At 62.6% G+C, this 14,159-nt stretch carries 13 protein-coding genes; 1 reads left to right on the plus strand and 12 read right to left on the minus strand.

Annotated features, from left to right (window positions below):
- Positions 1-25 precede the first annotated feature (25 nt).
- From rpsS to rpsJ, 6 genes are read right to left on the minus strand one after another with little or no spacing between them, the layout of a single operon-like run.
- Positions 26-307 carry a 30S ribosomal protein S19 gene (rpsS, locus tag AB4Y72_RS05120; protein WP_018773666.1) on the minus strand — a complete coding sequence of 94 codons (282 nt, stop codon included), beginning with the start codon at positions 305-307 and terminating at the stop codon, positions 26-28.
- Positions 308-319: 12 nt separating this feature from the next.
- A complete protein-coding gene (rplB, locus tag AB4Y72_RS05125; RefSeq protein WP_026266473.1) occupies positions 320-1,159 on the minus strand; it encodes a 50S ribosomal protein L2 in 840 nt (279 codons plus the stop codon).
- 29 nt (positions 1,160-1,188) lie between these two features.
- A complete protein-coding gene (rplW, locus tag AB4Y72_RS05130) occupies positions 1,189-1,494 on the minus strand; it encodes a 50S ribosomal protein L23 (RefSeq protein WP_024366132.1) in 306 nt (101 codons plus the stop codon).
- Positions 1,491-2,111, minus strand: a complete 621-nt coding sequence (gene rplD / locus AB4Y72_RS05135; RefSeq protein ID WP_026537568.1) for a 50S ribosomal protein L4 — start codon at positions 2,109-2,111, stop codon at positions 1,491-1,493. The genes rplW and rplD overlap by 4 nt, the downstream gene beginning before the upstream one ends.
- Before the next feature lie 4 nt (positions 2,112-2,115).
- Positions 2,116-2,766: a 50S ribosomal protein L3 gene (rplC, locus tag AB4Y72_RS05140; RefSeq protein ID WP_441425079.1), complete on the minus strand. Its 651-nt coding sequence runs from the start codon at positions 2,764-2,766 to the stop codon at positions 2,116-2,118.
- A gap of 17 nt (positions 2,767-2,783) precedes the next feature.
- Positions 2,784-3,092: a 30S ribosomal protein S10 gene (gene rpsJ / locus AB4Y72_RS05145; RefSeq protein ID WP_003803825.1), complete on the minus strand. Its 309-nt coding sequence runs from the start codon at positions 3,090-3,092 to the stop codon at positions 2,784-2,786.
- 397 nt (positions 3,093-3,489) lie between these two features.
- On the opposite strand from rpsJ, the gene AB4Y72_RS05150 reads away from it, so the two are divergent.
- Positions 3,490-4,914, plus strand: a complete 1,425-nt coding sequence (locus AB4Y72_RS05150) for a GH1 family beta-glucosidase (protein WP_441425080.1) — start codon at positions 3,490-3,492, stop codon at positions 4,912-4,914.
- A gap of 19 nt (positions 4,915-4,933) precedes the next feature.
- Here AB4Y72_RS05150 and AB4Y72_RS05155 read toward each other — a convergent pair whose 3' ends face one another.
- From AB4Y72_RS05155 to AB4Y72_RS05180, 6 genes are all read right to left on the minus strand, one after another.
- Entirely contained in the window at positions 4,934-5,056 is a 123-nt protein-coding gene (locus tag AB4Y72_RS05155) for a hypothetical protein (RefSeq protein WP_441425081.1), read from the minus strand.
- Between the two features lie 131 nt (positions 5,057-5,187).
- The gene (gene tuf, locus AB4Y72_RS05160) at positions 5,188-6,378 is read right to left on the minus strand and encodes an elongation factor Tu (RefSeq protein WP_116765100.1); all 1,191 of its coding nucleotides are present in this window, start codon (positions 6,376-6,378) and stop codon (positions 5,188-5,190) included.
- A gap of 266 nt (positions 6,379-6,644) precedes the next feature.
- Entirely contained in the window at positions 6,645-8,759 is a 2,115-nt protein-coding gene (gene fusA / locus AB4Y72_RS05165) for an elongation factor G (protein WP_441425082.1), read from the minus strand.
- 69 nt (positions 8,760-8,828) lie between these two features.
- Positions 8,829-9,299 (minus strand): 30S ribosomal protein S7, encoded by a 471-nt coding sequence (rpsG, locus tag AB4Y72_RS05170; RefSeq protein ID WP_011692813.1) that lies wholly within the window; start codon positions 9,297-9,299, stop codon positions 8,829-8,831.
- Position 9,300: 1 nt separating this feature from the next.
- Complete coding sequence (gene rpsL, locus AB4Y72_RS05175; protein WP_018773658.1) at positions 9,301-9,675, minus strand: 30S ribosomal protein S12; 375 nt, start codon at positions 9,673-9,675, stop codon at positions 9,301-9,303.
- Positions 9,676-10,162: 487 nt separating this feature from the next.
- Positions 10,163-14,062, minus strand: coding sequence for a DNA-directed RNA polymerase subunit beta' (locus AB4Y72_RS05180; protein ID WP_441425083.1), 3,900 nt, complete (start codon positions 14,060-14,062; stop codon positions 10,163-10,165).
- Positions 14,063-14,159 lie beyond the last annotated feature (97 nt).

Below are 14,159 nucleotides of genomic sequence, written 5' to 3' on the forward strand. Positions count from 1 at the left end.
TCGTCTTTGACGTAAGTGCAGGCGCCTAGCGGCGCTTGCCCTTACGGTCGTCCTTGACATGGCCGCGGAATGTCCGCGTGGGAGCGAATTCGCCGAGCTTGTGCCCGACCATCGACTCAGTGACAAACACGGGGATGTGCTTGCGTCCGTCGTGTACGGCGATCGTGTGGCCGAGCATGTCGGGGACGATCATCGAACGGCGGGACCAGGTCTTGATGACGTTCTTGGTGCCCTTTTCGTTTTCCCTGGCTACCTTTACAAAGAGGTGCTGGTCAACGAAAGGACCTTTTTTCAGGCTGCGTGGCATGTGTCCAGGCTCCTATCGCTTGTTCTTGCCAGTACGACGGCGACGAACAATAAGCTTGTCGCTCTCTTTGTTGGGACGGCGGGTGCGGCCTTCGCGCTTACCGTTCGGGTTGACGGGGTGACGTCCACCGGACGTCTTACCCTCGCCACCACCGTGGGGGTGGTCAACCGGGTTCATGGCGACACCACGGACGGTCGGGCGAACGCCCTTCCAGCGCATACGGCCGGCCTTACCCCAGTTGATGTTCGACTGCTCGGCGTTGCCGACCTCGCCGACGGTTGCGCGGCAGCGCACGTCAACGTTGCGGATTTCGCCGGAAGGCAGACGCAGCTGGGCGAAACGGCCTTCCTTTGCAACGAGCTGGATCGATGCGCCGGCGGAGCGGCCCATCTTGGCGCCGCCACCCGGACGCAGTTCGACTGCGTGGATTACGGTACCGACCGGGATGTTGCGCAGCGGAAGGTTGTTGCCGGGCTTGATGTCAGCGTCGGCGCCAGCCTCTACGAAGTCGCCCTGGGACAGCTTGTTCGGGGCGATGATGTAACGCTTGGTGCCATCAACGTAGTGCAGGAGGGCGATCCGAGCCGTACGGTTCGGGTCGTACTCGATTTCGGCAACGCGGGCGTTGACGCCGTCCTTGTCGTGGCGACGGAAGTCGATCAGACGGTACTGGCGCTTGTGTCCACCACCCTTGTGACGGGTCGTGATCTTACCGGAGTTGTTACGGCCACCCTTTTTCGGGAGGGGACGTACCAACGACTTTTCCGGCGTCGACCGCGTGATTTCAGTGAAGTCCGCTACGCTCGAGCCACGACGGCCCGGGGTAGTCGGCTTGTATTTACGGATTCCCATAATTTATTTCCTCGTTAAAGTGGTCTCCGCTATGAAAGCGGACCGCCGAAGATGTCGATAGTGCCTTCTTTGAGGCTCACAATGGCACGCTTGGTGTTCTTGCGGGTACCCCAGCCGAATTTGGTGCGCTTGCGCTTACCGGCACGGTTGATGGTGTTGATCGAGTCGACCTTGACGGAGAAAATCTTCTCCACAGCCAGCTTGATCTCGGTCTTGTTCGAGCGGGGGTCCACCAGGAAGGTGTACTTGCCCTCATCGATCAGGCCGTAGCTCTTTTCCGAGACAACGGGTGCAAGCACGACGTCGCGCGGGTCTTTGATGGTGGCTGCACTCACTTGGCATCCTCCTCGTTCTTTGCAACCTTGTCAGCAACGAATGCTTCGTAGGCAGCCTTGGTGAAGACTACGTCGTCGGAAACGAGAACGTCGTAGGTGTTCAGCTGGTCTGCGTACAGAACGTGAACTTCCTCGAGGTTGCGCACGGACAGTGCAGCAACATCGTTGGCGCGCTCAATGACAACGAGCAGGTTCTTGCGCTCGGAAACTCCGCGCAGGGTTGCCAGTGCTTCCTTGGAGGACGGCTTGGAGCCGGCAACCAGGTCAGCAACGACGTGGACGCGGCCGTTGCGGGCGCGGTCCGAGAGTGCGCCGCGCAGTGCAGCAGCAATCATCTTCTTGGGGGTGCGCTGGCTGTAGTCACGCGGCGTGGGGCCGTGGACAACGCCACCACCGGTCATGTGAGGAGCACGGATGGAACCCTGACGGGCGCGGCCGGTGCCCTTCTGCTTGAACGGCTTGCGACCTGCACCGGAAACCTCGGCGCGGGTCTTGGTCTTGTGGGTACCCTGGCGAGCAGCAGCGAGCTGGGCAACGACGACCTGGTGCAGCAGCGGCACGTTGGTCTGTACGTCGAAGATCTCTGCAGGCAGGTCAACCTTGACAGTGCTAGTCATTGAACTAGGCTCCCTTCACGGCGGTGCGTACGAGTACGACCTGGCCGCGGGSGCCGGGGACGGCGCCCTTGATCAGGAGCAGCGACTTCTCGACGTCAACCGCGTGGACCGTGAGGTTCAGCGTGGTGTGACGAACGGCGCCCATGCGGCCGGCCATTTTCATGCCCTTGAAGACGCGGCTCGGGGTGGATGCGCCACCGATTGAACCGGGCTTGCGGTGGTTCTTGTGGGCACCGTGGGAAGCTCCAACGCCGTGGAAGCCGTGACGCTTCATAACACCGGCGAAGCCCTTACCCTTGGTGGTGCCAACGACGTCGATCTTCTGGCCGGCTTCGAAGAGCTCTACGGAGAGCTCCTGGCCCAGCTCGTAAGAGTCAGCATCTGCAGTGCGCAGTTCTACGACGTGGCGGCGAGGCGTGACGCCTGCCTTTTCAAAGTGACCAGCCAGCGGCTTGGTGACCTTGCGGGGATCGATCTGGCCGTAGCCGATCTGAACGGCGACATAGCCATCAGTTTCTGCATTGCGCAGCTGCGTGATGACGTTCGAGTCAGCCTGGACCACAGTGACGGGGATGAGCTTGTTGTTCTCGTCCCAGACCTGGGTCATGCCGAGCTTCGTGCCCAGCAGGCCCTTTACGTTACGGGTTGCGGTCATAGTCTCTCAGCACCTCCCTACAGCTTGATTTCGATGTTCACGTCGGCCGGCAGGTCGAGACGCATGAGCGAGTCAACAGCCTTGGGCGTGGGGTCGATGATGTCGATCAGACGCTTGTGCGTGCGCATTTCGAAGTGCTCGCGGCTGTCCTTGTACTTGTGAGGAGAGCGGATAACGCAGTAAACGTTCTTCTCCGTCGGCAGCGGCACGGGGCCCACTACCGTTGCGCCTGCGCGCGTGACCGTCTCAACGATCTTCCGTGCTGAAACGTCAATGACCTCGTGGTCGTATGACTTCAGCCGGATGCGGATTTTTTGTCCCGCCATGTCGCCTGACTCTCTTTCAGTCTGTGCTTCCCCTGTTTGGGGCTGCCCTGTTTACTTACTCGTTGTATGGCTGCCGAAGCATTTGAGGTCGTGACTACCACCCGCCGCACAAGCTGAATCCGGAAGGATCCGGGTTCCTCAGCCTGCCGACGTAACCGACCCCCGCGGTCGGGCGTGTCGTACGTTTTCACACATACGCGTCCGCAATTCCATGGGGAGTGGGTTATGTTTGGTCTCTCACCTGGACCCTGACACCCGGCATTATCCGGATCGGGACGCGAAAGAGCGCTTGAACAACTCATCTAGTATGCCGGAATTTACGGGCAGAAGCGAATCAGGCCCGTGAAGGGGCCGGTCAGACATTGTCCTCAAAGACCATCGAATGGATGATGGGGGCATGACGGTGCAGGATTCTCTTGCAGTTCAGGCCCTCGCTGCACGCCTGGGCCCGGAATTCACGCTGGGAGTAGCGTCCGCGGCCTTCCAGATCGAGGGAAACCTCGCGGCCGGCGGCCGCGGGCCCTCGGGTTGGGACGCCTTTGCTGAAAAGCCGGGGAACATCCTGCACGGGCACTCCCCCGCCGTCGCCTGCGACCACTACAACCGGGCGGAGGAAGACATCGGGCTCATGCGCGACCTCGGGATCGACTCCTACCGGTTCTCGATCTCCTGGCCGCGGATCCAGCCCGGCGGCAGCGGCCCCTTCAACGGCGCCGGCCTGGACTTCTATGACCGCCTCATCGACCAGCTGCTCGCCGCCGGCATCTCCCCCATGGCCACCCTGTATCACTGGGACACGCCGCTGCCCCTTGAGCAGCGGGGCGGCTGGATGAACCGTACGACGGCGGAACGGTTCGCCGAGTACAGCGCGGCCGCCGGTGCACGGTTCGGCGACCGCGTGGCGCAGTGGGTGACGCTGAACGAGCCCGCCTCCGTCACCCTCAACGGCTACGCCCTCGGGACCCATGCGCCCGGCCATGGCCTGCTCTTCGATGCCCTGCCGTCGGTGCACCATCAGCTCCTTGGCCATGGACTCGCGGTGCAGGCGCTGCGGGCGGCGGGCGTCAGCGGCGCCGTCGGCGTCACGAACCTGCATTCTCCGGTCCGCCCGGCGTCCGGCTCGGTCACCGACCGGCTGCTCGCCAAGGTGTTCGACGTCATGCTGAACCGGCTCTACGCGGACCCCATCCTCCTGGGCCGCTTTCCCAAGCCGCCGCTGCTGGCCAGGCCGTGGTTTCGTTCGCTGCGGAGCATCCCGGACGCTGACCTCGCCGCCATCCACCAGCCGCTGGACTTCTACGGGCTGAACTACTACTACCCCGTGAGGGTCGCGACGGGGCGCGGCGGCGACAGCCCCTCCGGTCCGGCGGAGGCGATGCTGAAGGTGCCGTTCCACCTTGCCGGGTTCCCGGAATATGAGCTCACCGGCTTCGGCTGGCCGGTCGCGCCCGACCACCTGGGCATCCTGCTGCGGGAGCTTAAGGACAGGTACGGTGCCTCGTTGCCGCCGCTGTATATCACCGAAAGCGGGGCGAGCTTCCCCGAGCCCGATCACGTCACCGGTCCCATCCCGGACGCCGCCCGGATCAGCTACCTGGCCGCGCACCTGGGCCAGGCGGTCGATGCCACGTCCCCCGGAGGCATCGCCGACGACGTCGACCTGCTCGGCTACTACGTCTGGACGCTGATGGACAACTTCGAATGGGCTGCCGGGTACTCGCAGCGCTTCGGCCTGGTGCATGTGGATTTCGAGACCCTCCAGCGCACGCCGAAGGACTCGTACTACTGGTACCGGGCCCTAGCCCGGGCCCGTCGGGCCTGAGTGCCGCCCGGGCAGGACGCTATTGGTTGCGGTTCGCCCGCGTGATGCGCTTGGTGCGCTCGATCTCGTGGCGGAAGTGCCTCTTCGCCCAGAAGAACGCGACGACTACCGCGGCGAGTAGCAGAAAAATGAACCAGCCCATGGTGAGCTCCTTTCCCCTCCTGCAAAGGTATCAGGAACTTAAAAGGAACAGCCCCGCTGCAAGTGCAGCGGGGCTGTTCCCTTAGTTGTCCGTGACCGTCAGGCGGCCAAGAAAACCGTGATCAGCAAGTACTACTTGAGGATCTTGGTGACGCGTCCCGAACCAACGGTGCGGCCGCCTTCGCGGATAGCGAAGCCGAGGCCCTCTTCCATGGCGATGGGCTGGATGAGCGCAACGGTCATCTCAGTGTTGTCGCCGGGCATAACCATTTCCGTGCCTTCCGGCAGGGTGATAACGCCGGTTACGTCCGTGGTGCGGAAGTAGAACTGCGGGCGGTAGTTGGAGTAGAACGGGTTGTGACGTCCGCCTTCGTCCTTGGAGAGGATGTAGACGTTAGCCTCGAAGTCGGTGTGCGGGGTGATGGAACCCGGCTTGACGACAACCTGGCCACGCTCGACATCGTCGCGCTTCAGACCGCGGAGCAGGAGGCCACAGTTCTCGCCGGCCCATGCTTCGTCGAGCTGCTTGTGGAACATCTCGATACCGGTAACCGTGGTCTTCTGGACCGGGCGGATGCCGACGATCTCGACCTCGGAGTTGATGGCGAGGGTTCCACGCTCGGCGCGGCCCGTAACAACGGTGCCACGGCCGGTGATCGTGAAGACATCTTCGATCGGCATCAGGAAGGGCTTGTCGCGGTCGCGGATCGGGTCCGGAACGGACTCGTCAACGGCTGCCATGAGGTCCTCAACGGACTTGACCCAAACCGGGTCGCCTTCCAGAGCCTTCAGGCCCGAAACGCGGACTACCGGAGCCTCATCGCCATCGAAGCCCTGCGAGCTGAGCAGCTCACGAACTTCCATTTCGACGAGGTCGAGGAGCTCTTCGTCATCGACCATGTCTGCCTTGTTCAGCGCGACCAGCAGGTAGGGAACGCCAACCTGGCGGGCAAGCAGAACGTGCTCGCGGGTCTGAGCCATCGGGCCGTCAGTGGCTGCAACCACGAGGATTGCACCGTCCATCTGAGCCGCGCCGGTGATCATGTTCTTGATGTAGTCAGCGTGACCCGGAGCGTCTACGTGTGCGTAGTGGCGCTTCTCGGTCTGGTACTCAACGTGGGAGATGTTGATGGTAATGCCGCGCTGACGCTCTTCGGGAGCAGAGTCAATGGACGCGAAGTCACGCTTCTCGTTGAGAGTCGGGTACTTGTCGTACAGCACCTTGGAAATGGCGGCCGTCAGCGTCGTCTTACCGTGGTCAACGTGACCAATGGTACCGATGTTAACGTGCGGCTTAGTCCGCTCGAACTTTGCCTTTGCCACAGGTTCCTCCTAGAACGTTTTCAAATTGACTTACCCTTCGGCCGCGCTTGTCGCGGCAGAAACTTCAGTAAGTCTACTTGGGGGGCTTTGGATTGATGAAATTGCAGATTCAGGTACTAATGCTAGTGCCTAGAGCCTGTTCGTGCAGGCGGCCGAACTCCGGCCTTGCCGGACTACAGCTGACCGAAGTCCGGCCGCCTGCACCAGATGTATCTCCGCTGGCGGAGACGCACCCGAGTTTTTGTTGCTGCGATGAGTCCTAGGGACTACTCGCCGCGGTTCTTCTGGATGATCTCGTCGGCGACTGCCTTCGGGACCTCGGCGTAGCTGTTGAACGTCATGGAGTACACAGCGCGGCCCTGGGTCTTCGACCGCAGGTCACCGATGTAGCCGAACATGCCGGACAGCGGGACGTGCGCACGAATAACCTTGACGCCCTGGGCATCTTCCATGGACTGCATCTGGCCACGGCGGGAGTTGAGGTCACCGATAACTTCACCCATGTATTCCTCAGGGGTGCGGACCTCGACATCCATCAGCGGTTCGAGCAGGACAGGGTTCGCCTTGCGTGCGGCTTCCTTGAAAGCCATACGGCCGGCGATCTTGAACGCCATTTCCGAGGAGTCAACATCGTGGTACGCGCCGTCAATCAGCGTGGCCTTGATGCCGACAACCGGGTAACCGGCCAGGACGCCGTCGTTGAGCGCATCCTGGATACCGGCGTCGACGGACGGGATGTACTCGCGCGGAACACGGCCACCGGTGACCTTGTTCTCGAACTCGTACAGCTCGCCTTCCGCAGTGTCCAGCGGCTCGATCGCGATCTGGATCTTTGCGAACTGGCCGGAACCACCGGTCTGCTTCTTGTGCGTGTAGTCGTGACGCTCTACAGCACGCTTGATGGTTTCGCGGTAAGCAACCTGCGGCTTGCCAACGTTCGCCTCAACCTTGAATTCGCGGCGCATGCGGTCCACCAGGATGTCCAGGTGGAGCTCGCCCATGCCGGCGATGATGGTCTGGCCGGTGTCCTCGTTGAGGGAGACCTGGAAGGTCGGGTCCTCAGCGGAGAGCTTCTGGATGGCCGTGGAGAGCTTCTCCTGGTCACCCTTCGTGTTCGGCTCGATCGCAACCGAGATCACGGGCTCCGGGAAGCTCATGGACTCGAGGACAATCTGGTTGGCCGGATCGCACAGGGTGTCGCCCGTGGTGGTGTCCTTGAGGCCGATCGCTGCGTAGATGTGGCCGGCGGTAGCGCCCTCGACGGGCATTTCCTTGTTGGCGTGCATCTGGAACAGCTTGCCGATGCGCTCCTTCTTGCCCTTGGTGGAGTTGACCACCTGCGAGCCTGCTTCCACGTGACCGGAGTACACGCGGATGAAGGTCAGCTGGCCGAAGAAGGGGTGCGCGGCGATCTTGAAGGCCAGTGCGGAGAAGGGCTCTTCGGAAGAGGGCTTACGGGTAAGCTCCTTCTCTTCGTCGCGGGGATCGTGACCGATCATCGGCGGGACGTCGAGCGGGTTCGGCAGGTAGTCCACAACGGCGTCGAGCATCGGCTGGACGCCGCGGTTCTTGAACGCGGAACCGCAGAACACCGGATACAGCTCGGAGTTGATCGTCATCTTGCGGATGCCGGCCTTGAGCTCATCGATGCTGATCTCTTCGCCCTCGAGGTACTTCTCCATGAGTTCCTCGGAGGACTCGGCAACAGTCTCGACGAGAGTTGCGCGGTACTCTTCGGCCTTCGCCTGGAGGTCAGCCGGGATCTCGCGGATCTCGTACTTCGCACCCATGGTGACGTCACCCTTGGAGTCGCCGGGCCAAACCAGCGCGCGCATGTACAGGAGGTCGACGACGCCGATGAAGTCGTTTTCGGCGCCGATCGGCAGCTGCATGACGAGCGGCTTGGCACCGAGGCGGCTGATGATGGTGTCGACGGTGAAGTAGAAGTCAGCGCCGAGCTTGTCCATCTTGTTGACGAAGCAGATACGCGGGACGTTGTACTTGTCGGCCTGGCGCCAAACAGTCTCAGACTGCGGCTCCACGCCTTCCTTGCCATCGAACACGGCAACTGCGCCGTCGAGGACGCGCAGGGAGCGCTCAACCTCGACCGTGAAGTCAACGTGGCCGGGGGTGTCGATGATGTTGATCTGGTTGTTTTCCCAGAAGCAGGTCACGGCGGCAGACGTGATGGTGATGCCGCGTTCCTTTTCCTGTTCCATCCAGTCAGTCGTCGAAGCGCCGTCGTGCGTTTCGCCGATCTTGTGGTTCACACCCGTGTAGAACAGGATGCGCTCGGTAGTAGTGGTCTTGCCGGCATCAATGTGGGCCATGATGCCGATGTTGCGGACCTTGCTAAGGTCGGTAAGCACGTCCTGTGCCACGGTGTCTCCCTTTCGGATGGACTGCACGTTCGCCGCCGGCTCAGTCGAGCCGGCGGCGTCCGGGAAGTTTTACCAGCGGTAGTGTGCGAAGGCCTTGTTGGACTCGGCCATCTTGTGGGTGTCTTCGCGACGCTTCACAGCGGCACCGAGACCGTTCGAGGCATCCAGAATCTCGTTCTGGAGGCGCTCGGTCATGGTCTTTTCGCGGCGGGCCTTGGAGTAGCCAACCAGCCAGCGGAGGGCGAGGGCCGTCGAACGACCCGGCTTGACCTCAACCGGAACCTGGTAGGTGGCGCCACCAACACGGCGGGAGCGGACCTCAAGCGAAGGCTTGACGTTCTCCATGGCCTTCTTGAGGGCTGCAACGGGGTCGCCGCCGGACTTGGCGCGAGCACCTTCGAGGGCACCGTAAACGATGCGCTCTGCGGTGGACTTCTTGCCGTCAACCAGCACCTTGTTGATGAGCTGGGTGACCAGCGGGGAGCCGTAAACGGGATCTAGAACTAGCGGCCGCTTGGGGGCCGGACCCTTGCGAGGCATATTACTTCTTCTCCATCTTTGCGCCGTAGCGGCTGCGAGCCTGCTTACGGTTCTTGACACCCTGGGTATCGAGGGCGCCACGGACGATCTTGTAGCGGACACCCGGAAGGTCCTTCACGCGGCCGCCGCGGACGAGCACAATGGAGTGCTCCTGCAGGTTGTGGCCTACACCGGGGATGTAAGCGGTGACTTCAATGCCACCGTTGAGGCGCACACGAGCGACCTTACGCAGAGCCGAGTTCGGCTTCTTCGGGGTCGTCGTGTAAACGCGGGTGCAAACACCGCGGCGCATCGGGCTGCCGTTAAGCGCGGGGGCCTTGGTCTTTTTGACCTTCGGCGTGCGGCCCTTGCGGACCAGCTGGTTAATCGTAGGCACTCTCGTGTTCTCCGTTTTATCCGGAGCGGCCGTTGGCGGACGCTCTCTTGTCGCTGCGCCTCGCCGCTCGAGCCTTGAAGATCTCTCCAGAGCAGCTGAGGCGAAGCCTTAATAGTCGGACCGCACGCCGGGGTCCACGATCTCTCGACCCAAACTGCCCCTAGGCATGCGAAAATGTGGCATACGTTGCACAAGAACCCTGCAAACCGGAAACGTCGTCCTGGTTTAGCTGTACAGCTGCAAGCTGTCTCACTAACACCGGCGCACTCATCCACTGCCACAATAACAATTAGTCTCAAGTCTAACACGGACGGGTCCCAGCCCTTAATCGGCACCGATTCCCGTCCATTGCTGAGGTACGGCCCTTCTGAGGGGTCTAAAGGGCCGCACCTCAGCAATGGATCGTTGAACGGGGTGAAACGGAAGGGCCCCGCCCCCGCTCCGCTGAAATGCAGAGTGGTGACGGGGCCCGACGTCGAACTAGCGGTTAGCGGAAGTCGCTGCCGAGATCGTAGTCATCCAACGGGATGGCGTGGAACTCGGGAGCGCCGTCGCCGCCCAGGCTGTCGTAGGAGAAGTCACTGAATGCGCTGGGGCCGGTGAACAGGTTGGCCTTTGCTTCCTCAGTGGGCTCCACGGTGACCTCGGTGTAGCGCGGGAGACCCGTGCCGGCCGGGATGAGCTTACCGATGATGACGTTTTCCTTGAGGCCGAGCAGCGGATCGCTCTTGCCTTCCATGGCCGCCTGCGTCAGGACGCGGGTGGTTTCCTGGAAGGAAGCTGCGGACAGCCAGGACTCGGTCGCCAGGGACGCCTTGGTGATGCCCATGAGCTCGGGACGGCCGGAAGCCGGCGTCTTGCCCTCGGACACAACGCGGCGGTTGGCGTCTTCGAAACGGCTGCGTTCGGCGAGCTCGCCGGGCAGCAGGTCCGATTCACCGGACTCGATGACCGTGACGCGGCGCAGCATCTGGCGGACGATAACCTCGACGTGCTTGTCGTGGATACCGATGCCCTGGCTGCGGTACACGCCCTGGACTTCGTCCACCAGGAACTTCTGCGCGGCACGGGGACCCATGATGCGCAGCACCTGCTTGGGGTCGACCGGGCCGTTGATGAGCTTCTGGCCGACGCTGACGTGATCGCCGTCTTCGATGAGAAGACGTGAACGGCGCAGCACCGGGTAGGCGATCTCTTCAGATCCGTCATCCGGGGTGATGACCAGGCGCATCTGGCGCTCGGACTCTTCGATGGTGATGCGGCCGGCTGCTTCAGCAATCGGCGCAACACCCTTCGGAGTACGGGCTTCGAAGAGCTCCTGGATACGGGGCAGACCCTGGGTGATGTCGTCGCCGCCGCTGGCGGAAACTGCACCACCGGTGTGGAACGTACGCATGGTCAGCTGGGTGCCCGGCTCACCGATGGACTGTGCGGCGATGATGCCCACGGCCTCACCGATGTCGACGGTCTTGCCGGTGGCCAGCGAACGGCCGTAGCAAAGGGCGCAGGTACCGACGCTGGACTCACAGGTGAGTACGGAGCGGACCTTGACCTCGGTGATGCCGGCTGCGAACAGTTCGGCAATGACGACGTCGCCGCAGTCAGTGCCGGCCGCTGCCAGGACCTTGCCCGAGGAGTCGACGACGTCCACGGCCAGGGTGCGGGCGTAGGCGCTGTTCTCCACGTTCTCGTCCAGGACGAGGACGCCGTTGGCGTCGGCCACCGCGATGGCGGTCATCAGGCCGCGCTCGGTACCGCAGTCCTCTTCGCGGACAATGACGTCCTGCGAAACGTCCACCAGACGCCGGGTCAGGTAACCCGAGTTGGCGGTACGCAGGGCGGTGTCAGCCAGACCCTTACGGGCACCGTGCGTGGCGATGAAGTATTCCAGTACCGACAGGCCCTCGCGGTAGGAGGACTTGATCGGACGCGGGATGATTTCACCCTTAGGGTTGGCCACCAGGCCACGGATACCCGCGATCTGACGGACCTGCATCCAGTTACCACGTGCGCCCGAGGACACCATGCGGTTGATCGTGTTCATCGGGGACAGGCTGTCACGCATCGCCTGGGCGATCTCGTTCGTTGCCTTGTTCCAGATTTCGATCAGTTCCTGGCGACGCTCGTCGTCATCGATCAGGCCCTTGTCGTACTGGCCCTGGATCTTGGCAGCCATGGTCTCGTAACCGGCGAGGATCACCGGCTTGTCCTTGGGAACCTCGATGTCCGAGATGGCAACCGTGACACCCGAGCGGGTGGCCCAGTAGAAACCGGCATCCTTCAGGTTGTCCAGCGTTGCCGCCGTGACGACCTTCGGGTAGCGCTCGGCGAGGTCGTTGACGATCCGGGACAGCTCGCCCTTGTCGGCAACATCCTCGACCCACGGGTAGTCCGCGGGCAGCGTCTGGTTGAAGATGACCTGGCCGAGGGAGGTCTCGACCAGTGCGGTCTGACCGGGCTCCCAGCCCTCCGGGGCTTCCCAGCCGGCGTAGGGCACGAAGCCCTCGAGCCGGATCTTGACCTTGGAGTTCAGGTGCAGCTCGTGGAGGTCGTAGGCCATGATGGCTTCCGCAACCGAGGAGAAGATCCGGCCTTCGCCAGCCGAACCGACACGCTTGGTGGTCAGGTGGTAGAGACCGATGATCATATCCTGCGACGGCAGGGTCACCGGGCGGCCGTCAGACGGCTTCAGGATGTTGTTCGAGGACAGCATCAGGATGCGCGCCTCGGCCTGGGCTTCGGGGCTCAGCGGCAGGTGCACTGCCATCTGGTCGCCGTCGAAGTCGGCGTTGAAGGCGCCACAAACCAGCGGGTGAAGCTGGATTGCCTTACCTTCGACGAGCTGCGGCTCGAACGCCTGGATGCCGAGACGGTGCAGGGTAGGTGCACGGTTGAGCAGCACGGGGTGCTCGGTGATGATCTCTTCGAGCACGTCCCAAACCTGCGGACGGTAACGCTCCACCATGCGCTTGGCCGACTTGATGTTCTGCGCGTGGTTGAGGTCAACCAGGCGCTTCATCACGAACGGCTTGAAGAGCTCCAGAGCCATCTGCTTCGGCAGACCACACTGGTGCAACTTCAGCTGCGGGCCGACGACGATGACCGAACGGCCGGAGTAGTCGACGCGCTTGCCGAGGAGGTTCTGGCGGAAACGACCCTGCTTGCCCTTGAGCATGTCGCTCAGGGACTTCAGCGGGCGGTTGCCCGGTCCGGTGACCGGACGGCCGCGGCGGCCGTTGTCGAAGAGGCTGTCAACAGCTTCCTGAAGCATGCGCTTCTCGTTGTTGACGATGATCTCCGGGGCACCGAGATCAAGCAGGCGCTTGAGGCGGTTGTTGCGGTTGATCACGCGGCGGTACAGGTCGTTGAGGTCGGAGGTCGCGAAGCGGCCACCGTCCAGCTGGACCATCGGGCGCAGTTCCGGCGGGATCACCGGGACGGCGTCCAGCACCATGCCGAGCGGGCTGTTGTTGGTGGTAAGGAAGGCGTTGACCACCTTGAGCCGCTTCAGGGCACGGGTCTTGCGCTGGCCCTTGCCGTTGGCGATGATGTCGCGCAGCATGTCGGACTCGGCCTGCATGTCGAAGTTCTCAAGACGCTTCTTGATGGCTTCGGCACCCATGGAGCCTTCGAAGTACATGCCGTAGCGGTCCCGCAGTTCGCGGTACAGGCCTTCGTCACCTTCGAGGTCTGCGACCTTGAGGTTCTTGAAGCGGTCCCAGACCTGCTCGAGGCGCTCGATTTCGGCGTCGGCGCGCTTGCGGACGTTCGCCATCTGGCGGTCAGCGGAGTCGCGGGCCTTCTTCTTGTCGGCAGCCTTCGCGCCTTCGCCTTCGAGACGGGCAAGCTCGTTCTCGAGGTCGCGGGCGATCGTGGCGATGTCGGAGTCGCGGTTGTCGATCAGCTGCTTCTTCTCGATGTCGTGCTCAACCTGGAGGTTGGGCAGTTCTTCGTGGCGGCTGTCGGCGTCGACGCTCGTGATCATGTAGGCGGCGAAGTAGATGACCTTTTCGAGGTCCTTCGGTGCCAGGTCAAGGAGGTAGCCCAGACGGGAGGGCACGCCCTTGAAGTACCAGATGTGCGTGACCGGGGCGGCCAGCTCGATGTGGCCCATGCGCTCACGGCGGACCTTGGCGCGGGTGACCTCAACGCCACACCGCTCGCAGATGATGCCCTTGAAGCGCACGCGCTTGTACTTGCCGCAGTAGCATTCCCAGTCGCGGGAGGGGCCGAAGATCTTCTCGCAGAAGAGGCCGTCCTTCTCGGGCTTGAGCGTGCGGTAGTTGATGGTTTCCGGCTTCTTAACCTCGCCGTACGACCAGCCACGGATGTCTTCCGCGGTGGCGAGGCCGATCTGCATGAGGCCGAAGGAGGATTCGCTGGACATATGGTCCCTGTTCTCTCTTGTTCTCTAAATTCTGAAGTCTTGGGTTACGGGAAGAGGGAGGACTCCGACGACGGACGGGAACCGCCCGCCGTCGGAA

The sequence above is a fragment of the Arthrobacter sp. YAF34 genome, from assembly GCF_052113245.1.
GTDB lineage: Bacteria > Actinomycetota > Actinomycetes > Actinomycetales > Micrococcaceae > Arthrobacter.